Source organism: Micromonospora sp. NPDC000442 (genome assembly GCF_042898635.1).
Lineage (GTDB): Bacteria > Actinomycetota > Actinomycetes > Mycobacteriales > Micromonosporaceae > Micromonospora.
In genome coordinates this window covers 142,068-163,028 of record NZ_JBIAYZ010000013.1, presented here as the reverse complement: position 1 = coordinate 163,028, position 20,961 = coordinate 142,068, and the positions used below count along the sequence as shown (strand labels likewise).

At 71.4% G+C, this 20,961-nt stretch carries 20 protein-coding genes; 10 read left to right on the top strand and 10 right to left on the bottom strand.

The features are described 5' to 3' along the window. The 4 genes from ACFY2A_RS21470 to ACFY2A_RS21455 form a co-directional block, all read left to right on the top strand. Positions 1–361, top strand: a 361-nt coding sequence (locus tag ACFY2A_RS21470; RefSeq protein ID WP_387173949.1) for a cyclic pyranopterin monophosphate synthase MoaC, incomplete at its 5' end; no start/stop codon positions are given. Next, positions 358–840 (top strand): molybdenum cofactor biosynthesis protein B, encoded by a 483-nt coding sequence (locus tag ACFY2A_RS21465; protein WP_387173947.1) that lies wholly within the window; start codon positions 358–360, stop codon positions 838–840. The genes ACFY2A_RS21470 and ACFY2A_RS21465, both read left to right, overlap by 4 nt. Positions 841–849: 9 nt before the next feature. After that, positions 850–2,106, top strand: a complete 1,257-nt coding sequence (locus tag ACFY2A_RS21460) for a molybdopterin molybdotransferase MoeA (RefSeq protein ID WP_387173945.1) — start codon at positions 850–852, stop codon at positions 2,104–2,106. Further along, positions 2,100–2,519, top strand: coding sequence for a molybdenum cofactor biosynthesis protein MoaE (locus tag ACFY2A_RS21455; RefSeq protein ID WP_363920990.1), 420 nt, complete (start codon positions 2,100–2,102; stop codon positions 2,517–2,519). Before ACFY2A_RS21460 ends, ACFY2A_RS21455 begins: the two co-directional genes overlap by 7 nt. An 8-nt stretch (positions 2,520–2,527) precedes the next feature. Here ACFY2A_RS21455 and ACFY2A_RS21450 read toward each other — a convergent pair whose 3' ends face one another. Then, positions 2,528–3,970, bottom strand: coding sequence for a glycosyltransferase 87 family protein (locus ACFY2A_RS21450; RefSeq protein ID WP_387173942.1), 1,443 nt, complete (start codon positions 3,968–3,970; stop codon positions 2,528–2,530). A 233-nt stretch (positions 3,971–4,203) separates the two neighbouring features. Next, positions 4,204–4,749, bottom strand: coding sequence for a DoxX family protein (locus tag ACFY2A_RS21445; RefSeq protein ID WP_363920986.1), 546 nt, complete (start codon positions 4,747–4,749; stop codon positions 4,204–4,206). A gap of 137 nt (positions 4,750–4,886) precedes the next feature. On the opposite strand from ACFY2A_RS21445, the gene ACFY2A_RS21440 reads away from it, so the two are divergent. The 3 genes from ACFY2A_RS21440 (at position 4,887) to ACFY2A_RS21430 (ending at position 8,601) form a co-directional block, all read left to right on the top strand. Then, the gene (locus tag ACFY2A_RS21440) at positions 4,887–5,432 is read left to right on the top strand and encodes an N-acetyltransferase (protein ID WP_363920985.1); all 546 of its coding nucleotides are present in this window, start codon (positions 4,887–4,889) and stop codon (positions 5,430–5,432) included. 108 nt (positions 5,433–5,540) lie between these two features. Further along, entirely contained in the window at positions 5,541–6,995 is a 1,455-nt protein-coding gene (locus ACFY2A_RS21435) for a polysaccharide pyruvyl transferase family protein (protein WP_387173939.1), read from the top strand. Between the two features lie 151 nt (positions 6,996–7,146). Beyond that, positions 7,147–8,601 carry a polysaccharide pyruvyl transferase family protein gene (locus tag ACFY2A_RS21430; RefSeq protein WP_387173937.1) on the top strand — a complete coding sequence of 485 codons (1,455 nt, stop codon included), beginning with the start codon at positions 7,147–7,149 and terminating at the stop codon, positions 8,599–8,601. 57 nt (positions 8,602–8,658) lie between these two features. Here ACFY2A_RS21430 and ACFY2A_RS21425 read toward each other — a convergent pair whose 3' ends face one another. After that, positions 8,659–8,949, bottom strand: a complete 291-nt coding sequence (locus tag ACFY2A_RS21425; protein WP_387173935.1) for a hypothetical protein — start codon at positions 8,947–8,949, stop codon at positions 8,659–8,661. A 245-nt stretch (positions 8,950–9,194) separates the two neighbouring features. Here ACFY2A_RS21425 and ACFY2A_RS21420 point away from each other — a divergent pair, with 245 nt between their 5' ends. Together ACFY2A_RS21420 and ACFY2A_RS21415 are read left to right on the top strand one after the other, a co-directional pair. Next, positions 9,195–9,962 (top strand): Scr1 family TA system antitoxin-like transcriptional regulator, encoded by a 768-nt coding sequence (locus ACFY2A_RS21420; RefSeq protein WP_387173933.1) that lies wholly within the window; start codon positions 9,195–9,197, stop codon positions 9,960–9,962. Then, a complete protein-coding gene (locus ACFY2A_RS21415) occupies positions 9,959–10,153 on the top strand; it encodes a DUF397 domain-containing protein (protein WP_363921523.1) in 195 nt (64 codons plus the stop codon). Before ACFY2A_RS21420 ends, ACFY2A_RS21415 begins: the two co-directional genes overlap by 4 nt. A gap of 302 nt (positions 10,154–10,455) precedes the next feature. On the opposite strand, the gene ACFY2A_RS21410 is transcribed toward ACFY2A_RS21415, so the two are convergent. The 7 genes from ACFY2A_RS21410 to ACFY2A_RS21380 form a co-directional block, all read right to left on the bottom strand. Further along, positions 10,456–11,697 (bottom strand): AAA family ATPase, encoded by a 1,242-nt coding sequence (locus ACFY2A_RS21410; RefSeq protein WP_387173931.1) that lies wholly within the window; start codon positions 11,695–11,697, stop codon positions 10,456–10,458. A gap of 134 nt (positions 11,698–11,831) precedes the next feature. After that, positions 11,832–12,311: a hypothetical protein gene (locus ACFY2A_RS21405; RefSeq protein ID WP_387173963.1), complete on the bottom strand. Its 480-nt coding sequence runs from the start codon at positions 12,309–12,311 to the stop codon at positions 11,832–11,834. A 600-nt stretch (positions 12,312–12,911) separates the two neighbouring features. Further along, positions 12,912–16,112: a UvrD-helicase domain-containing protein gene (locus ACFY2A_RS21400; protein WP_387173929.1), complete on the bottom strand. Its 3,201-nt coding sequence runs from the start codon at positions 16,110–16,112 to the stop codon at positions 12,912–12,914. Between the two features lie 62 nt (positions 16,113–16,174). Then, the gene (locus ACFY2A_RS21395) at positions 16,175–17,476 is read right to left on the bottom strand and encodes a metallophosphoesterase (protein ID WP_387173927.1); all 1,302 of its coding nucleotides are present in this window, start codon (positions 17,474–17,476) and stop codon (positions 16,175–16,177) included. A 13-nt stretch (positions 17,477–17,489) separates the two neighbouring features. Then, positions 17,490–17,744, bottom strand: a complete 255-nt coding sequence (locus ACFY2A_RS21390; protein ID WP_363921519.1) for a MoaD/ThiS family protein — start codon at positions 17,742–17,744, stop codon at positions 17,490–17,492. After that, positions 17,741–18,748, bottom strand: a complete 1,008-nt coding sequence (gene moaA / locus ACFY2A_RS21385) for a GTP 3',8-cyclase MoaA (protein WP_363920969.1) — start codon at positions 18,746–18,748, stop codon at positions 17,741–17,743. Before moaA ends, ACFY2A_RS21390 begins: the two co-directional genes overlap by 4 nt. Continuing rightward, on the bottom strand, positions 18,745–19,659 hold the full coding sequence (locus ACFY2A_RS21380) for a fructosamine kinase family protein (RefSeq protein WP_387173924.1): 915 nt from the start codon (positions 19,657–19,659) through the stop codon (positions 18,745–18,747). The genes moaA and ACFY2A_RS21380 overlap by 4 nt, the downstream gene beginning before the upstream one ends. Before the next feature lie 194 nt (positions 19,660–19,853). Between ACFY2A_RS21380 and ACFY2A_RS21375 the strand changes: the two genes are divergently transcribed. Further along, positions 19,854–20,891: a DUF4192 domain-containing protein gene (locus ACFY2A_RS21375; RefSeq protein WP_387173922.1), complete on the top strand. Its 1,038-nt coding sequence runs from the start codon at positions 19,854–19,856 to the stop codon at positions 20,889–20,891. Positions 20,892–20,961: the final 70 nt, after the last annotated feature.

Below are 20,961 nucleotides of genomic sequence, written 5' to 3'. Positions count from 1 at the left end.
CGACCTGCTCCGTGGGGACGGTCTGCCCAAGGGCGATGCCCTGGCGGTCGGGCGGCTGGCCGGGATCATGGGGGCGAAGCGCACTCCCGACCTGATCCCGCTGTGCCACCCGATCGCTCTGCACGGCGTCACCGTCGACCTGGCGCTGACCGCCGACACGGTCGAGATCACCGCCACCGCCCGCACCGCCGACCGCACCGGGGTGGAGATGGAGGCGCTGACCGCGGTCGCGGTCGCCGGGTTGGCTCTTGTCGACATGGTCAAGGCCGTTGATCCGGCGGCCAGCGTCGACGCGGTCCGGGTGCTCCGCAAGGAGGGTGGAAAGACCGGCCTGTGGGAGCGCCCGGAGGATCGGTCATGATCTGCGCCCGGGTGGTGGTGGCCTCCAACCGGGCCGCCGCCGGTGTCTACGCCGACACCAGTGGCCCGCTCCTCGTCGCCGGTCTGCGGGAGTTGGGCTGCACGGTGGGCGAACCGGTGGTCGTGCCGGACGGCGAGCCGGTCGGCCAGGCGGTCCGGGCGGCCGTGGCCGACGGCGTCGACGTGGTGCTGACCAGTGGTGGCACCGGGATCAACCCCACCGATCGCACTCCCGACGTGACGCGGGCCCTGCTCGACTACGAGATTCCCGGCATCGCCGAGGCGATCCGCGCACACAGCCGCGACAAGGTGCCCACCGCCGCGCTGTCCCGTGGGGTGGCCGGCGTGGCCGGCCGCACGCTTGTGGTCAACCTGCCCGGCTCGACCGGCGGAGCACGGGACGGTCTCGCCGTACTGGGGCCGATTCTGGCCCACACCATCGACCAGTTGCGTGGTGGCGACCACCCGGCGGCCGGTTAGGCTCGGCCAGTGAGAACGGAAACCGCCTCCACCGACGAGGTCTCCGCGTCACCTCCGGTCGACTGGGCGCAGGCCCGGTCCCGGGTGCACGCGGCCGGCCTGGCCGCCGCGCTGCCCGCCGTCGAGCGTCCACTCGCCGAGACCGACGGGCACACCCTCGCCGAACCACTCACCCCCCGGACCGACCTGCCGGCGTTTCCGACGTCGAGTGTGGACGGCTGGGCGGTGCGCGGTGCCGGCCCCTGGCGAGTCGTCGGGCGGGTCCTCGCGGGTGGTGCGCCCGCCCCGTTGACCGAGGACGGAACGACGGTCGAGATCGCCACCGGGGCGATGGTGCCGACGGGTGCCTCGGCGGTGCTCCGGGTGGAGGAGTCGAGGCGTACGCCGGAGGGGTTGGTCGACGGCGTGCCACGCGCCGCGCCGGAATGGCGAGAGCCCGGGGAGGAGGCCACCGCCGGTGAGGAACTGCTGCCGGCCGGGACGCCGGTCGACCCGGCGGTGATCGGCCTGGCCGCCTCCTGCGGCCACGACACCCTGCGGGTACGCCGGCAGCCCCGGGCCGCGTTGCTGGTCTTCGGCGACGAACTGCTCACGGCAGGTCCGCCGGGCGGCGGCCGGGTCCGCGACGCGTTGGGCCCGGCGGTGCCGGGTTGGCTGCGCCGATACGGCTGCCGGATGGATCCGAACGGCGTGGTCGGGCCCGTCGCCGACACGCTGCCCGCCCATGTGGCCGCGCTGCGCGCCGCCCTGGACACCGCCGATCTGGTCTGCACCACCGGTGGCACCATGCACGGCCCCGTCGATCACCTGCACCCGGCGCTGGCGACGTTGGGCGCTGACTATGTGATCAACACGGTGGCGGTGCGTCCCGGCTTCCCGATGCTGCTGGCCCGGTTGGTCGGTGCCGACGGGCAGGTCCGGTTCGTGGCCGGGCTGCCCGGCAATCCGCAGTCCGCCGTCATCGCGTTGGTGTCGCTTGTCGCCCCGCTACTGGCCGGGCTCGCCGGTCGGTCGTTGCCGACACTTCCGCACGCCGTCCTCGCCGAGCCCGTTGCCGGTCGTGGCGACCACACCCATCTGGCGCTGGTCCGACTCGACCGGGCCGCCGGGACGGCCCATCCGGTCCGGCACGTCGGTTCGGCCATGCTGCGTGGGCTCGCCACCGCCGACGGGTTCGCGGTGATCAGCCCCGGGACCACCGGCTCGGTGGGAGACCAAGTTCCGATCGTGCCGTTGCCACTGCTACCCGGGGAGCGGGCATGGTGACCGTTGTCAGCACCGTCACCGACCAGCCACTGGATCTCGCCGCCCACGAGGCGGCGGTCGCCGACCGTCGAGCCGGCGCGGTGGTGTCCTTCGCCGGGGTGGTGCGCGACCATGACCATGGACGGTCGGTGGCCAACCTGGAGTACGAAGGCCACCCGAACGCCGAGAAGGTGCTCCAGGAGGTCGCCGACGAGATCGCCGCCGACCCCGACGTGTACGCCGTGGCGGTCTCGCACCGGGTCGGCCCACTTGCCATCGGCGACGTGGCCCTGGCGGCGGCGGTCAGCACCGCCCACCGGGCCGCCGCGTTCGCTGCCTGCGCACGGCTGGTGGACGAGGCGAAGGCCCGGCTGCCGATCTGGAAGCGGCAGGTCTTCACCGACGGCACCGAGGAATGGGTCAACTGCCCCTGACCGGTGGGCTATCGCCGTCCGTACAGCATCGACGCACGCGCCGCCCGATCGGTGTGGAACGCCGGCTCCGCGCCGGGCCGCCAGGGCAGTGCGGCGACCAGCAGGATCAGCGCCAGCGCCAGAGAGTTCTCCATCAACGCACCGAACAGGCCGTCCTGGTAGTGGGAGACCTCCGGCAGTTGGTGTTCGTACGGCCAGATCGGGGAGATCAGGAAGAGCAGGTAGAGCCCGATGGCGGCGAAGCCGTGGCGGAACCCGGTCAACGTCGGGTACCAGATCGGTGAGCGCAGTGTGGAGACGCCGGGTGGCCCGCCGTACGACCCTGACGCGGATCGCACCACCGGTCCCCGGCTGGCGTCATGCCGACGGATCGCGGCGTCGGCCAGGACGATGATCGCCGGGATCACCCAGACGAGGTGGTGCGTCCAGGAGATCGGGCTGATCACGTTGGCGGTCAGGCCCACAAGCGTGAAGGCGGTCAGTTCGTCGCCGTCAGAGTGGGCATTGGACGCCCGGGACAGGCCGAGCGCCAGCACCAGCACGGAGAAGGCGAGCCAGAGCAGACCGGGGGTCTCGATCGAGTCGTAGAGCCGGGCCAGCAGGCCGGCGAGCGACTGGTTGGGCGTCATGTCGGCGGCACCGACCCGCTCGGTCTGCCACAGCACGCTGCCGAAGTAATCCCGGGACTCGGCGCCGACGATGCCGAAACTGCCGATGGTCACCCCGACGGCGGTGCCGATGGCCGTCCAGGCCACCCGCCACTGTCGAGTGATCATCAGATAGAAGATGAACAGGGCCGGGGTCAGCTTGACGGCGGTGGCGAGGCCGATGCCCACGCCGGCCCACGCACCGCCGTAGACGAACCGCAGCAGCGGGCCGTCGCCCTCGGCCTGGTGCGTGCCCCGGCGCGAACGCCAGCGCAGGGCGATCAGGTCGGCCAGGATCAAGGCGAACAACAGCAGGTTGACCTGCCCGTAGCCGAGGGTTTCCCGGGTGGGTTCGATGGCGGCGGCCAGTGGCGTCGCGATGGCCACCGTGTACCACAGTGGCCAGCCCAGCCGGTCGACGATCGGGCGCAGCAGCGCGGCCAGCACAACGGATAGTGCGGCGATGCTCACCGCGGCGTTGACCAGACCGGCCAGGGCGACCGGCAGGTGCGCCATCGGCAGCATGGCCAGCCCGGCGAAGGGTGGGTAGGTGAAACCCAGGGTTGTGTCGGGCGCGACGAACTCGTACAGCTCGTGACCGCTCGCCCACCAGACCACCGCGCCGTGGTAGATCTTCATGTCGAAGAAGTTGTACGGACGCCCGAACGCGCCGATGGCAAGCCATGCGGCGTAGGCGACGGCCGCGACGATGCCGGCCCGTACGACTGTCCTACGATCGATCCCACGCGTTACGCGACGGACTGTGGCGAGGCGGTCCAGCCCTCTACCGACGATCGTCGGCATGGCGTGGCCACCCCCGTACCAAGGTCGTCCTACCCGTCCAGGTCCAGTACGGAGCCTAGAACGGCGCCTCACGTCAGTGCCTCCCGCGTTATGCGACCGTGTCCGATCCCACACATTCTTTTGACATTTCCACCGCGTTAACGCCTACCGGGTGGTTCAGGTGATTCGCGGCCTTGGTGGGGGTGAGGATGGTTAGATCGCAGCTCAGCAGGGGTGGGGTGGGGCCGTACCGGTCAGCCGGGGAGTCGCCGAGCGGTGGCGGCGGACCGCATGGCGATCCGGGCCTCCCGACGGGCGGTCCGGACGGCGCGGCGTACCGACCGTCGTGAGTGGCCGATCCGGTGACCGGCCCGCCAGCGCAGCCCGGGCTTACCCTCCGTGTCCGCTGCGGCGAGCAACAACCCACCGAAGAGACCGAGGTTCTTCAGGAAGTGGATCTGGTTGTTGTTCTTCGCGACCGGGTCGTCGTTGCGCCAGAAGGGGTGCCCGGCGAGGGTCACCGGGATCAGCGTGCCGGCCAGCACCAGGGCCGCCGGCCGGGTGAACCGCCCGGTGGCCAGCATCAGCCCGGCACCGAACTGCACGGCCGAGTTGGCGCGGATCAGGGTTTCAGTATCCCTGGGGATGCGCGGATCCGCCCGCTCCAGCAGCGGCGTCACCCGATCGGTGATCGGTTTCGCGGTGGGCACCAGGCGGCCGGGGTTGGCAAAGTTGCGGGCGCCGCTGACCACGAAGATGCCGCTCAACATGGCGCGGGCGAGGGATCGTACGGGCGTCATGGAACAGTCATACCCTGTCCGGGCCCCTACTACGCCCCGCAACGGGGTATGTCGATCGATCGAGTGGGTCGGTGCCGCCGCGCCCGGGTTCGAGGACCGTCGTGGATGGACGTGCCTTCCGGGGTACCCTACGCCGCGTGACGACCCTGCGGCTGAGACCCGAGGACCCGGCCGACACCGGCGCGATCCGCCGGGTGCTGGCCGCAGCCTTCGCCCGACCCGACGTGGCCGTGCCGCCGGAGGTACGCCTCGTCGACGAGCTGCGCGGCAGCGACGCCTGGCTGCCGGAGCTGGCGATGGTCGCCGAGTACGGCGGGGAGATCGTCGGGTGTGCCCTGCTCACCCGGGTGCTTGTCAACTCGGGCACGGCCAGCACGCCAGCGCTGGCGTTGGGGCCGGTTGCGGTGGCACCGCACCGGCAGCGGATCGGGCTCGGCACTTCGGTGGTGCAGGCCGCCCTGGAAGCGGCGACGGAACTCGGCGAGCGGCTGGTGGTGGTCCTCGGCGATCCGGCCTACTACCGGCGCTTCGGTTTCAGCCGGGCCGACCAGTTGGGCTTGACCAGTCCCTGGTCCGGCCTTGGTGAGCCCTGGCAGGCGCTGGTATTACCACCGACGACAAGCGGCGAGCCGCCGCCTCCACGGGGTGAGGTCATTTTCCCGCCGCCGTGGTCGAAGGTCTGACCCCTTTCCGGTCGACTGGCAGCAGGTGGCGGGCGACGACGCGGTTGGCTAGCATCGAGCAACTTTCGGCTACCCCCCCTCGCACCCCGCATCCGGAGGCTCCGACCGATGACCCGTGTCCTGCTGCGCTCTGCCAAGGACCCCTTCACCCCGGTCAGCCCGGAGCACTCCCTCGCGCTGTACAAGCAGGGCATTTTCGGGCGGAACGTGGGCAACCTCGTCTTCACCGAGGCGGTACACAAGCTGATCAGCGTGCCGGGGACCGAGGTCGTGTCCAACTCGTTCCTGAGCGAACGGCCCGGCGTGGACCAGGCGTACGTGGACCGGATCAACGAGCAGTTCGACATGTTCGTGGTGCCCCTGGCAAATGCCTTCCGGCCGACCTTCCTGGAAAACCTCAAGCGCCTTACCTGGGTGATCGAGAACCTGCGGATTCCGGTCGTGGTCGTCGGCGTCGGCGTCGCGGGCGCCGGAGGGAGCCTCGACAACCCGTTCCCGCCGGCGACCGACGAGATGAGCGGGGCAGTGCGCCGGTTTGTGCGTGCGGTGCTCGCCAGGTCGGCGACGATCGGCGTACGTGGCGAGATCACCGCTGCCTACCTCGCCCAGCTGGGTTTCGGTGACGACGTGGTCGAGGTCGTCGGCTGTCCGTCGCTGTTCCGAGACGGCCCTAACCTGAAGATCATCAAGCGGGTGGCCGAGCTGACGCCGGAGAGCCACTTCACGATCAACATCTCGCCGTACGTGCTGCTGATGGACGAGGTGGCGACCCGACACGCCAAGCATTACCCGAACATGGTCTACGTACCGCAGGACGACACCGACCTCAAGCTGTTGCTGTGGGGGGTCCAGCCGGACAACGTCCGGCCAGGAATGCCGCACCACACCGACCACCAGCTCTACCGGGAGGACCGCATCCGGTTCTTCGTCGATGCCTCGACCTGGATGTGCTATCTGGCGGAGCGAAAGTTCTCCTTCGGCACCCGGATCCACGGCAACATCGTGGCGCTGGCCGCCGGGACGCCGGCCCACGTCCTGGTGCACGACAGCCGGACCCTGGAGCTGGCCCGCTACCACGACATTCCGCACACCATGGTCCCCGGCCTGAGCCCGGAGGTCGACGCCGCAGACCTCTACGCTCAGTCCGACTACACCGCGTTCAACGCCGGGCACACGCAGCGCTGGGACCGCTTTGCCGGCTTCCTGGAGCGCAACGGCATCGAGCACATCTTCCAGCCCGGAAAGGCCAACCCGGATTACGACAAGCGGCTGGACGCCGTGGGGCTGGCGCCGCCGGTGACCACACTGATGACCACCGATCCCGAAGCCAGGGAACGGATCACCGCCCGGGTGGCGGAACTCTACGCGCTGGGTGGCCTCCGCGCGCTGCGCAGGGCACACAAGCCGCACATTCCGTTCCCGCACACCGCTGCGCCGAAGGAGACGGTGGCGACCGGCGAGCGGCGGCCCGTACCGGCCGCAGTGCGGCACCTGCCGGCACCTGTGCGGTCCGCGCTGCGCCGCAGTCGCGCGCTCGCCGGTCGGCTACGCCGCCAGTCCTGAAGACATCGCCTGCGCTGAGCCCGCGACCGTGACGGGTGCCAGGGAACTCGGGATGGTCTGATCCCTCTCGCTCAACGGGCAGGGTCGCCGGGGCGTTGTTAGCATCGAATGCCTCGGCCGACCCCACACCCCCCGGCGTGGAGATGACCAGATGCCTCGTGTTCTGCTGCGTTCTGCCAAGGATCCCTTCACTCCGGTTAGCCCGGAACTCTCCCTCGCGCTTTACAAGCAGGGCATCTTCGGGCGCAACGTCGGCAACCTCGTCTTTGCCGACGCGGTGCACAAGCTGATCAGCGTGCCGGGGACCGAGGTGGTGTCCAACTCCTTCCTCAGCGAACGTCCCGGCGTGGACCACGCGTACGTGGACCGGGTCAACGAGCAGTTCGACCTGTTCGTGGTGCCGCTGGCCAATGCCTTCCGGCTGAGCTTTCTGGAGAATCTCAAGCGCCTCACCTGGGTGATCGAGCGGCTGCGGATTCCGGTCGTGGTGATCGGCGTCGGCGTCGCGGGCGGCGCGGGCAGCCTCGACGACCCGTTTCCGCCGCCGACCGACGAGCTGCGCGTGGCGGTGCGCCGGTTTGTCAGCGCGGTGCTCGACAAGTCGGCGACGATTGGCGTACGCGGTGAGTTCACCCGCGCCTACCTCGCCGAGCTGGGCTTCGGTGACGACGTGGTGGACGTCGTGGGCTGTCCGTCGCTGTTCCGCGACGGTCCGAATCTCCGGGTCAGCAAGCGGCTGCCCGAGATCACCCCGGAGAGCCGTTTCACGATCAACATCTCGCCCTACGTGAAGCTGATGGACCGGATCGGTACCCGGCATGCCAAGCGCTACCCGAACATGGTCTACGTGCCACAGGGCGACGAGGTGCTCGAACTGCTCCTGTGGGGTACCCACCCGGCCAACGTGCGTCGAGGGCTGCCGCACCACCCCGGTCACCAGCTTCACCGGGAGGACCGCATCCGGTTCTTCGTCGACACCGCGACCTGGATGCGGTACCTCGCCGAGCGCGACTTCTCCTTCGGCACCCGGATCCACGGCAACATCGTGGCGCTGTCCGCCGGCACGCCCGCTTACGTCCTGGCGCACGACAGCCGAACCCTGGAACTGGCCCGGTACCACGACATCCCGCACAGCCTGCTCCCCAGCCTGACGCCGGAGGTCGACGCCGCCGATCTCTACGCTCAGGCCGACTACACCGCCTTCAACGCCGGGCAGGCGCAGCGCTGGGACCGCTTTGCCGGTTTCCTGGAGCGCAACGGCGTCGAACACATCTTCCAGCCCGGCAAGGCCGACCCCGGATACGAGGCTCGGCTGGCTGCTGCGGACCTGCCGCCGCCGGTGACCACGCTGATGACTACCGATCCGGAGGCCAGAGAGCGGATCATCGCCCGGGTGGCGGAGCTGTACTCGCTCGCCGGTGTCCGGGCGTTGCGTGAGGCGCACCAGCCGCACATTCCCTTCCCGCACACCAAAGCGCTGCGCAAGGGCCTGGCACCGGGTGAACGGGTGCCTGGTCGCGCCGCCGCGCGGCATCTGCCGGTCCCGGTGCGGTCCGCGCTACATCGGAGCCGTGCGCTCGCCGATCGACTTCGCCGCCGGGTCTGAGGAATCGCGTACGCCGACGAGACCGTGACGGGTGCCAGGGAACTCGGGACGGGCGGCTCACCGGGTTGATCTCGCCGGAGGGCGTCGGGCGGCGTACGGGACCGGTGGCACGTCGACCTGGCGCATCCCCGCCGGCATCACGAACAACTGGCGCTTCTCGATCGCGTCCCCGTGCCGGTCGAGCTGGTAGCAGTCGATCCACGTCCAGCCGTGCGGCGGGTGCCGGTCGGTCAACTCGCGGATCACGCGGACCAGGATCGGCGCGTGGAACTGCGGGGACGCCGCCCGGCTCAACAGATATACGCCGGGCTTGACGGTCGGAGTGCCGTCCTCCCGCCGGCCGGTCACCGGCCATCGCGGTGGGGCTGTCGTGCGGGCACGCGTGCCTCCTCGTCGCCAGGAGATCTGGGAGGGGCCGCCCCGGTAGGTGCTCGCCCGGCGGGGCGGCCCCGACAAGCACGTCCAGCGAGTTCGGGGGAGTCTCCACTGGCTCGTGCCGTCCTGGTTTCCACCTTTCCGGCGCGTGGCTGCCGCATACACCGCGTATCGGAGTGGATGCTGAGTGTCCCCGGACGTTCAGGAAGGAATGCGGAATGAATCGTGCCGTCGTCGCCGCCATGACCGAGGCGGGCGAAACCGCCGACACCCTCGCGGAGCGGGTCGGTGTCGACCCGAAGACCGCCGCGCGATGGGCCAGCCATGGACGCATCCCGCGTCCGCAGACCCGGCGGCGGGTCGCTGAGGTGCTCGGACGCGAGGTGACCGAGCTGTGGCCGGACGTCCTCAAGCGGCGCGAGCCGGCGTGGTTCCGGCGGTGGGTGGACATCGAGCGCGAGGCGGTGGCGCTGCGCTGGTTCGAGCTGACCTGGGTGCCGGGCCTGCTCCAGACCGAGGCGTACGCGCGGGCGACCCTGGCCGGGGAGAAGTTGACCACCGACGACGTCGGGCGGTTGGTGGAGGCTCGCCTCCAGCGGCAGGCCATCCTGCGCCGCGACAGCCCGCCGATGCTGGTCGTGGTGCTGGACGAGCTGGTGTTGCGCCGGTCCGCCTACGGCGACCGCGCGCTGATGCGTGAGCAGTGTGAGCACCTGGTGGCGTGCGGCGAGCTGCCCACCACCTCGATCCATGTCGTGCCCGCGTCGGTGGGGATGTATCCCGGGCTGGGCGGGCCCTTCACCCTCGCCGAGCTGGACGACGGCAGCGTGCTCGGTCACGCCGACAGCCAGGCCGAATCACAGATCATCGATCAGGCTGCGGAAGTTGCTACCCTGGGCCGCAGGTGGGAACGCATCCGTGGCGAGGCGCTGTCACGGGCGCAGTCCCTTGACCTCCTCAGGGAAGCGGCAGCAGCATGGAGATGACCGGCGCGCAGTGGCGCAAGAGCAGCAAGAGCGGCAACAACGGCGGCAACTGCGTCGAGGTCGCCGACAACCTTCCCGGCGTCGTCCTCGTCCGGGACACGAAGGACCGTGCCGGCGGCACGCTCAGCTTCCAGCCGGCGGCGTGGCGCGGCTTCGTCGAGCTGGCGAAGGCCGCCCGCCCGACCGCCTGACGCACCTCACAAGAAGCCCTCGGCCACCGGCCGAGGGCTTCCCGCTGTCTGCGCCGACTCGCCGCCCATCTCGACCTGAATCCATCCCCGCCGCCAGTCATCCCGTGCCGCCAGTCGGATCTGTGGCAGTGCAGGTGCCCGACACGCCGTGGCCGGAGTTGCTGCGCTGCCACAGATCCGGCGGCCAGTCGTCCGGAGGCCGTCTCCCTCGCTGGTGGCGGATGCTCGACTGGCCGACGATCAGACCGCGGGTGGGGACGCCCGGACGGGCGGTCATCCGGGCGGGCGGCCGACGGGCTGAGTCAGGCGGGCTGGGTGCGCAGGTAGCGGCCGAAATGCGGGACGGTGAAGGCGACCGTGCCACGCTCCCCGGAGTAGATCAGGCCCTTCTTGATCAACGCATCCCGAGCTGGCGAGAGGCTTGCGGGTTTGCGGCCGAGGGCTCGGGCGATCTCCGAGGTCGGCACCGCCGCGTCCATGTCGTCCCGGCCACCGCCGTCGGTCTCCCCTTCGACAAGCGACAGCATCGCCATCGCCCGCATGTACTCCCGCTCGGCGGGGGTGGCCCGCTCGAAGCGGGAGCCGAAGAAGCCCACGGCCAGCTCCGCCTCGGCCTCCGGTGCGGCGACGCGTACGTCGGCCGGGGTGATCGGCGACCGGGGCGCATGGTCCCAGGTGGCCTTCCCGTACGCCTGCACGAAGTACGGATACCCACCGGACTTCTCGTAGAGCAGGTCGAGGGCCTTCGCCTCGTACTCGACGTCCTCCCGCTCGGCCGGCGCGCAGAGCGCGTGGTCGGCGGCGATCCGGTCGAGACGGTCGATGCGTTGGTAGCGGAACAACCGCTCGGAGTACGACTTCGCCGCGCTCAGCACCGCCGGCAGGTGTGGCAGGCCGGCGCCGACCACGATCAGGGGCGCGCCGAGCTGCGAAAGCTCGTGGCAGGCGGCGCAGAGCGCGGAGACGTCCTCCGGGCCGAGGTCCTGCATCTCGTCGATGAAGATGGCGACGCCGGTGCCGACGTCGCTGGCGACCGAGGCGGCGTCGGTGAGCAGCTCCACCAGGTCGATCTCGATGTCGCCGGAGTCGGCCCGGCCGCTGGCCGCCGGTACGTCGATGCCGGGCTGCCATCGGTCGCGCAGTTTGGGAGCGGCCCCGGCCCGACCGGTCGGAGCGCCCCGTTGGGCGAAGGCCTTGAGCACCCCGAGGAAGGCGTCGATCCGCTCCGGTGCCCGGTGCCTCGGCGCCAACTCGCGGACGGCCATGTGCAGCGCGGCGGCGATCGGTCGGCGCAGCGACTGATCCGGTCGTGCCTCGATCTTGCCGCTGCCCCAGAGCCGGTTGATCGCCTGGGAGCGCAACGTGTTCAACAGGACGGTCTTGCCGACACCGCGTAGCCCGGTGAGCATCAGGCTGCGTTCCGGTCGGCCCCGCGCGATGCGTTCCAGCACGATGTCGAAGACGTCCAGTTCCCGCCCCCGCCCGGCGAGTTCGGGCGGACGCTGGCCGGCGCCCGGCGCGTACGGGTTGCGGACCGGATCCACGCATCGCAGAGTATCGGGCCGTCTAGAGGAGAGGCTAGACATGGATAGACGGCGGTACCGGCGTGTTGCCCTCGACCAAAAACTAGTGCTGTCTAGCTTGGAAGCTAGACAGCACTAGTTTTGGTAATCGGTCGTCAGTCGCGCTGCTTGAGGCAGAGCACGAAGTCGAGCGAGTCCAACTCGCTGTCGTAGAAGTACCAGTTGGTGTAGCCGTCGACCGAAGCGCACTTCTCCTCGGCGTCACGCTCGCCGCTGGTCTTACCGTCGAAACGCCGCAGCACCTCGTACGACCTCGGCGCGCACTCACTCAGCAGCAGCCGGGGCTTGCCGCCGGCCGCCGCGTCGTTGCGTACGCACTGCCCGACCTGCACGAAGCGGGGGTCGGCGGCGGCGGGATCGTCGGGCGCGGTCTCCTCATCCTGCGCGTCCGGGGTGGACGCCACCTCCTCGGTCGGTGCGGCCACCGGGGTCGGTGTCTCGTCGTCCCGCCCGGTCAGATAGAACGCCGTCGCACCGCCCAGTACCAGCACCAGCACCGCCGCCAGTACGACGAGCATCCGTCCGCGCCGACGCTCCGGCGGTGGCGCGGGTGTGCCGGCGTACCCGGTCTCCACATCGTGCTGGTAGGCGGACTGCGCCCAGGCGTCCGATCCCGGCGGGACATGTCCCGGCCCGGACGGGCCGTACCGGCCGCCGCCGTGCCCACCGGGGTCGTAGGACTCGCCGGACCCGTAGCGCTGGCCACTGCCGTAGCGCTGGCCACTGCCGTAGTCCTGGCCACTGCCGTAGTCCTGGCCGTACCCGCTGTCCCGACCACTGCCGTAGTCCTGACCGGATTCGTAGGTCCGTCCGGGAGGGTGTCCGTGGGACCGGTCGCCGTAGGGGTGACCGAACTCGTGGGTCTGGCTCGGGTCGTGGGGCGGCTGCGCGTCGGCCGACCGACCGTGGCCGTACCACTGGTCGGGTTGCGCCTCGCGCCACGGCTGCTCGCCGGGTTGCGGCTCGTGCCACGGCTGCGGGCCCGGTGGTCCGTAGTTCGCCATGCACGCCCTCCTGAGCCGTTGGGTGAAGCCGGTGGGCGGTCGCTCGACCACCGGCACCGCCAACGTCACCGTAGTGCGTACGGCAGGTCACCGGTGCGACGTCACCGTAGTGCGTACGGCAGGTCACCGGTGCGACACCGCCCGGCCGGTCGGCAACCCGACCGATCCTCGTCAGATCAGGCGTAGCTGGCGGTCCTTGGGTCGCCGAGGGCCCTCGCTGTCGCCGAGGCGTTCGAACAGGCCCGGATCCACCACGTCGATGAATGGCGACGGGCGGCAGTCCCGCTCCGAGCCGTGCCGGAATCGGCGGGCGGCGTGGCTGACGTAGAGCCGATCCTGGGCACGGGTCAACCCGACGAAGAAGAGTCGCCGCTCCTCGGCCACCGCGGCCTCGTCGGGCGTGGTACCGGGCCAGCGCAGCGGCAGCAGTCCGTCCTCCGTACCGACCAGGAAGACCACCGGAAACTCCAGACCCTTCGCGGCGTGCAGGGTCAACAGGGTGACCGCCTCGGCACGCGGATCGAGCGCGTCCACCTCGGCACCGGTGGCGAGCTGCGACAGGAACATCTCCAGGTCGTCACCGCAGCGACGGGCCAGCGGCGTCAGCAGGTCGACGGCGGTCCGCACATCCTCCGGACGTACCCCGCCGGACCCGTCCAGGGTCGGGGCGGCGAACCGGTCCGCGAGCACCTGGCCGACGAGGCGTACCCGCGCGGGCAGGGCACCCTCGACGCCGGGCGCGTGCCGTAGCTCGCGAGCGATGGCGGCCACCCCGGGCCGGTCCCGCAGCCGGTCGTGCGAGCGCTTCTGCACCGGGATGTTGGCCCGGGCCAGGGCGTCCACGATCGGCGCGGCCTGCGAGTCGGTGCGGTACAGCACCGCGATGTCCGAGAAGGACAGCGTGGTCGACCGTCCGTCGATCCGGCCGGAGTCCAGCGACCGGTGGGACAAGCCGCCGACCAGTTCGTCCACGGTGCGTACCACGAAGTCGGCCTCGTCGGCGACGGAGGCCGCAGCGTACCGGCCGACCAGTGGCGCCTCCGGGTCGAGCCGGGCCGGATCCAGCCGGCGACCCCGTACCAGCGATGACGGCGCGATGGCCTGCACCGCAGCGGCCAGGATCGGCGCGGAGGACCGGTAGTTGCGGTTGAGCCGGACCAGCCGGGCGTCGGTGAAGTCCTGCGAGAAACGCAGGAAGTACCCGACGTCGGCACCCCGGAACGAGTAGATCGCCTGGTCCGGGTCACCGATCGCGCAGAGGTTCCCGTCGGCCGGACTGAGTAGGCGGAGCAGCTCGTACTGCACCGCGTCGACGTCCTGGTACTCGTCCACGAAAATCCACTGCCACCGCTGCCGGTACCGATCGACAAGCCTCCGGTCCTCGCGCAGCAACGCCACCGGCAGCGTGAGCAACTCGTCCAGGTCCACCAGGCCCTGCTTACGCAGCAGCGCGGTGTACCGGGCCGGATCGTCCCCGGCATCGGTCCGCGCGGCGGCCCGGTCCGCGTCGTCGGCGATCCGGAAGCTGTCGGGCAGACCGGCGGCCTCGGCGTTCTCGCGCAGGATGGTCAGCCCGAGCGAGTGGAAGGTGCCGACGGTGACGTCCTCGGCAACCGGGCCGAGCAGACCGTCGAGGCGGTGGCGCAGTTCCTCCGCGGCCCGCCGGGTGAACGTGATGGCCAGGCATCGCTCGGGGAAGACGTTCAACTCGGCACAGAGATAGGCGATGCGGTGGGTCAGCGTCCGCGTCTTGCCGGTGCCCGGACCGGCGACGATCAGCAGCGGGCCACCGGGCGCCGAGGCGGCCACCCGCTGCATCGCGTCGAGCCGGTCGAGCAGGCCGGTGCCGACCTCCTCCATGCCGGCGAGCATCGGTTCGAACGGTTCGTGCGGGGAGGGTGCCGGCGCGATCGGCGGTGCCGGAGCCGACGGCTTGCGCCTCGGCTCGGGCTTCGCCGACGGGCGCTTGACACCGGCCGTCGTCTTCGCCGCGGCCTCCGGAGCGCGCCGCTGCGTGGGCACCGGTACGTCGAACAGCGTCTCCTGCCCGGCGGACACCCCGGCTGCGCCGCCCAGCTCGGTCGGGTCGAACAGGGTGATCACGCCGTACTCGCCGTCGTACCCCGGCACCCGGCGGACCTCACCGCGACGGAGCCGGCCGATGCCCTCGGCGAGCAACTCGCCGCCGACCCGGCCGATCTCGTCAAGCGGGACCCGGGTCAGGATCTCCAGCTCGGGGCCGAGCGCGGCGACCAGCTCGATCAGCTTCCCCTCGACCCGCTTGGAGCGCGGACCGACCTTGTTGATCTCGCCGAGGATCTCGGCGAGCTGGATCAGGTGGGTCACCTCGGGGGCGTGCTGCGGCCGGTAACCCTCGGGCCGGTCGGCCAGATCCTCAACCCGGCTCAGTACGCCCACCGTCAACGGCTTGCCGCACTCCGGGCAGCGTCCGCCGGCCGCCCGGGTCCGCTCCGGTGCCCAGTTCACCCCGCACAGCCGGTGGCCGTCGGCGTGGTACTTGCCCTCCTCCGGGAAGAACTCGATCGTCCCGGCCAGCCCGTCACCGGTACGCAGCGCCTCCCGGATGCCGAAGTAGTCCCGGGCCGAGGCGAAGACCGTGGCCTCGCGGGCGAGCGCGGGTGGCGAGTGCGCGTCGGAGTTGGAGACCAGCCGGTAGCGGTCCAGGCTGCCCACCCGCCAGTTCATCTCCGGGTCCGAGGAGAGCCCGGTCTCCACCGCGAAGATGTGATCGGCCAGGTCGGCGTAGCAGTCGGCGATCGCGTCGAAGCCGGACTTCGAGCCCAGGGCCGAGAACCACGGGGTCCAGATGTGCGCCGGCACGAGGTACCCGTCGCCGCTCGCCTCCAGCGTGATCTCCAGAAGATCGCGCGAATCCAGACCGAGGATGGGCCGGCCGTCCGAGCCGAGGTTGCCGATCCGGCCGAGCGCGGCGTTGAACCGACCCACCGCGTCCAGGTCCGGCAGGTAGATCAGGTGGTGGACCTTGCGCGTCCGCTCGTCCCGCTTGTAGATCGTGGAGATCTCCACGCTGAGCATGAACCGGACCGGATCGCTCTCCGCCTCGCTGGCCAGCCGGGGTGGCAGTCGACGGGCGATGTCCCGCTCCGCGTCCGGTGACAGCCGGTACAGGCCCGGCTCAGCCGGGTGCAAGGTCTCCCGCAGATGGTCGTACCAGGCGGGGTGGGTGAAGTCACCGGTGCCGAGCACCGCGATGCCCTTGCGTCGCGCCCACCAGCCGAGGTTCGGCAGGGTCAGGTCGCGGCTACAGGCCCGCGAGTATTTCGAGTGGATGTGCAGGTCCGCGACGAAGGGCGGAAGGCCACCGGGGGGTACGGCGCTGAACGGGGGCACGCCGCATCCTGCCACGACCGGCCGCGCTCCCGCGCGGCGCCACGCACGGAAGGTGAGCTGCGCTATGCCGAACGAAGCTCGACGAGGGTGACCTGAGGCTCCGCGCCGACCCGTACCGGCGGCCCCCAGAAGCCGGCGCCGTTGGTCACGTAGACCTTCGTTCCGTCCACCTCACCGAGCCCGGAGACGACGGGCTGTTCGAGCTGGACCAGCAGGTTGAAGGGGACGATCTGGCCGCCATGGGTGTGGCCGGACAGTTGCAGGTCGACCCCGTACCTCGCCGCCTCCAGCGCGGCCACCGGCTGGTGGGCCAGCAGCACCACCGGTCGGGACGGGTCGCGGTCGCCCAGCGCGGCGTCGTAGTCCGGCGGCGCGGAGACGCCGCTGCCGACGGCGGAGACGTCGTTGACGCCGGCCAGGTCGATCACTCCACCAGGAGTGGCGATCTCCAGCCGCCGATTCTGGAGCACCCGCAGCCCGAGTCGGTCGACCTCGGCCACCCACTCCTCCACGCCCGAGTAGTACTCGTGGTTGCCGGTGACGAAGTAGCTGCCGTACCGCGAGCGCAGGCCGCGCAGCGGTGCCGCGTCGTCGCCCAACTCGGCGACCGTGCCGTCGACCAGGTCGCCGACCACGGCGACGATGTCGGCGTCCAGCCGGTTGATCGCGGCCACGATCCGCTCCGTGTGCGCCCGGCCGGTCAGCGGCCCGATGTGAATGTCCGACACGGTGGCGATGCGCAGACCGTCCATGCTGCGGGGCAGCTTGGCCAGCGGGATCTGCACCCGGTCCAGCCGGGGCGGACCCATCGCGGTGCGTACGCCGTAGCCGACCAGGCCGGTGGCGGTGAGCCCGGCGAAGATCGCGGCCCCACGAGCGAGCAGCAGGCGGCGGCCCGGGTCGTGGTCGGGACCGACCGCGCCGGCGACCGGTGGATCCGCCGGATCATCCGGTGGGGGCGGCGCGGTCGGCTGGTCGGTGCCGCCCGGCCCGTCGGTCGACAGCCCGGGGAGGGGCCCGCTGGCCACGCCGGTCAGAACAGGCTCCGGCCGGGCCACACCCGACCGGCGGCGCAGCACCAGCCGCGTCACCAGCATCGGGACTTCCAGCACGACGAGCAGCACCAGCAGGTAGAACATCAGCGCGAGCCACAGGTAGCCCGGCCAGGCGAGCCAGTACATTCCGGCGCGCGTGCCGATCATGGTCGCCGGCACCAGCAGGGCCAGCACCACGGCGGTGACCGTGCCGACCCGCCGCAAGCGTCCGGCGGTGGTGGTGTCCTTGACCAGGCGTTTCCACAGGTAGAGATGGATCAACCCGGTGATCACGGCAAGGGTGGTCACGAAGCCGAGTACCGCGAACACGTGTGGATCCCCCTCAACCGCCCGCGAAGGGAGGCAGGACGTCGATCGTCGCCCCAGCCGGCAGCGGCTTCTGCCGATCATGACAGGTGACGCCGTCGATCAGAAAACTCGACACCGCCAGTACCGGTACCAACCGCCCGCCGTGCCGCTCGGCCAGTTCAGCCACCAACTCGTCAAGCGACCGGCCCGCTGCGGTGGTTTCCTCGGCGCGGCCGGCCGCGGCCCGAGCCCCGGCGAAGTATCGGACGGTGACGCTCGCCACGGTCAGCCTCCGATGGCCGACATCGGCCGGGTCGGTTGCAGGAAGGACGGGTCGTCGATGCCGTGCCCGGCCCGCTTGCGCAACGTCGCGGCCCGCCAGCGGCGGGCAAGCTCCTCGTCGTCGGCTCCGGCCCGCAACGCGCCGCGCAGATCCGACTCCTCGGTGGCGAACAGGCAGTTGCGGATCTGCCCGTCGGCGGTGAGCCGGGTCCGGTCGCAGTCGCCGCAGAAGGGCCGGGTCACCGTGCCGATCACGCCGACCCGGGCCGGACCGCCGTCGACCAACCAGGTCTCGGCGGGGGCGGCGCCGCGTTCGGTCGGGTCCGGGCTGAGGTCGTACGCGGCACGCAGCGCGGCCAGGATCTCGTCGGCGGTCACCATGGCGGCGCGGTCCCAGCCGTGCTGTGCGTCCAGCGGCATCTGCTCGATGAACCGCAGCTCGTAACCGTGGTCGAGGGCGAAGCGCAGCAGCGCCGGTGCCTCGTCGTCGTTGATGCCGCGCATCAGCACAGCGTTGACCTTCACCGGAGTGAGCCCGGCGGCGGCCGCGCCGGCCAGGCCGGCCAGCACACCGGCCAACCGGTCCCGGCGGGTGAGCCGGGTGAAGCGTTCCCGGTCCAGCGTGTCGAGTGAGACGTTCACCCGGTCCAGGCCGGCGGTGCGTAGCGCGGGGGCGAGCCGGTCCAGGCCGATGCCGTTCGTGGTCAGCGAGATCCGGGGGCGCGGGTCGAGCGCCGCGACGGATTCGACGATGCCCACCAGACCGGGACGGATGAGCGGTTCACCACCGGTGAACCGCACCTCGTCGACCCCGAGCCGGCACACCGCGACCCGAATCAGCCGGACCACCTCGTCGTCGGTGAGCAGTTGCGGCCCGGCCAGCCAGGGCAGGCCCTCGGCCGGCATGCAGTAGGTGCAGCGCAGGTTGCACTTGTCGGTCAGGGACACCCGCAGGTCCCGTGCGACGCGGCCGTACCTGTCGACGAGGGCGGTGGGCGGGGGCAGGCTCACCGCTCGACGGTAGCGCGACCTGTCCCGTTCAGGGCGTCCCGAGCGCTCCTGGTTACCGAATCGCGGTATGCCGCACCGAAGAGCGCGGTGTGCACGAGCAGCAGATGCAGCTGGTGCAGCGGCACCCGGTCCCGCCACCCGTCGGCCAGCGGCCAGCTCTCCTGGTACGCCGCCATGATCCGGTCGTGGTGCGGGGGGCCGCCGAAGAGCGCCAACTGGGCCAGGTCGGTCTCCCGGTGCCCACCGTGCGCCGCCGGGTCGACCAGCCAGACCCGGTCGTCATCGCTCCAGAGCAGGTTGCCCGGCCAGAGGTCACCGTGGACGCGGGCAGGTGGCTCGTCACCCCCGAACTCGCCGATCCGGGCGATGACCTGCTCGACCAGGGTGGCGTCGGCGCTGGTGAGGGCTCCACCGTCGACCGATCGGCGCAGGTAGGGCAGCAGCCTGGCCCGGGCGAACCACTCCGTCCACGGACCGTCGTCGGGCGTGTTGTCCGCCGGCAGCGCGCCGATGAACCCCGGCCAACGCGCGCCGAACGCCGGCGCACCCGCCCGGTGCAGCTCGGCCAGCTCCCGGCCGAATCGGTCGGCTGCCTCCCGACCCGGCTCGCCCGGCCCGATCCACTCCAGGGCCAACAGCTCCGGCAACGCGACAAGCACCTCCGGTACGGCGACGGCACCGGCCTCGCGGAGCCAGCGCAGCCCGGCCGCCTCGGCGGCGAAGAAACCTTCCGGCACCGGCCGCCCCGCATTCTCCGGCCAGGTCTTGGCGAACACCGAGTGACCGTCGTCCAGGGTCAGCCGGGAAGCCGCGCAGATGTCGCCGCCGGACACCGGCGTCTCCCGGATCCGCTGATGGGTCAGGAAGGTGGGCAACTGCTCGGGATGCGCCCGCAGGTACGCCAGATCCATCCCCGCAAGGTATCGCTAAGCGAGGGCAATCACGTCGATCGCGCATCCCTCGTACCGTCCCGGGCTCGGCGGTGCTTGGGGTGGGCGGTAGTCGATCGGGGGTGAGCTGGGAAACTACGCTCCGTAGCTGTGGATGACCGGCGTGTCGTCCACAGGGGCAGCGCCACCCGATCCCTGGCTCGCAGGCTGCCTGCATGAACTCGACCGAGCTGCCCCGACTGTCCGTACGCTCTCCCGCCGACCTCATCGCCGCCGTGCCGTACCTGCTCGGCTTCCATCCCGCCGACAGCATCGTGGTGGTGGCGCTGTCCGGTAAGCGGATCGTCTTCGCCGCGCGCGGCGACCTGCCCGGCGACACCGACCCCTACGAGCCCGGTCAGCACATCGCGGCGGTGACCGCCCGGCAGGGCGCCGACTCGGCCACAGTTGTCGGGTACGGTCCGGCCGCCCGGGTGACCCCGGCGGTGGACGCGGTCCGGGCCGCGCTGGCCGAGGCGGGGCTGACCGTGCTCGACGCGCTGCGGGTCACCGACGGGCGGTGGTGGTCCTACCTCTGCGAGGAGCCGGAGTGCTGCCCGCCGGAGGGCACCCCGTACGACCCGCAGGCCAGCGCGGTGCCCGCAGCGGCGGTCTTCGCCGGACAGGTGGCCCTGCCGGACCGGGCGGCACTCGCCGCGCAGGTGGCCCCGGCCGGCGGGGAGACGATGCGGTCGGCGGTCGTGCGGGCGGAGCAACGGCTCACCGACCTGCTGGCCGCCGCACCCGCCACCGACCTGCTCGGCGCTCGGGCACTGCGGGCGGCCGGCACGGCGGCGCTGCGGGCCACGCTGCGCCGGCACCGTGCTGGCGAGCGACTGACCGACGACGAGGTGGCCTGGCTCTGCCTGCTCCTCACCCACCTGCCGGTACGCGACCATGCCTGGGAGCGCACCGACGGCCGGGACGAGGACGTCGCCTTCTGGGCGGAGGCGCTGCGCCGGGCCGAGCCGGAGCTGATCGCCGCCCCGGGTTCCCTGCTCGCGTTCGCCGCCTGGCGCGACGGGCAGGGCGCGTTGGCGGCGGTGGCACTGGAACGCGTGCTGGCCGAGCACCCCGACTACTCGCTCGCCGTGCTGCTCGACGATCTGCTCCGCCGAGGCGTGCCTCCGTCCCGGCTGGACGGCTGGCCGGCGACCGGGCTGCCGAGAGCGCGCCGCCGGGCGAGGCGGCGCCCACGACGGCGCCCACGATGACCGCTCTGCACCGGGGTCACCGCCCGGGCGGCGGTGCCGGATAATCGCCGCATGCCCGAGCTTGCCGCTG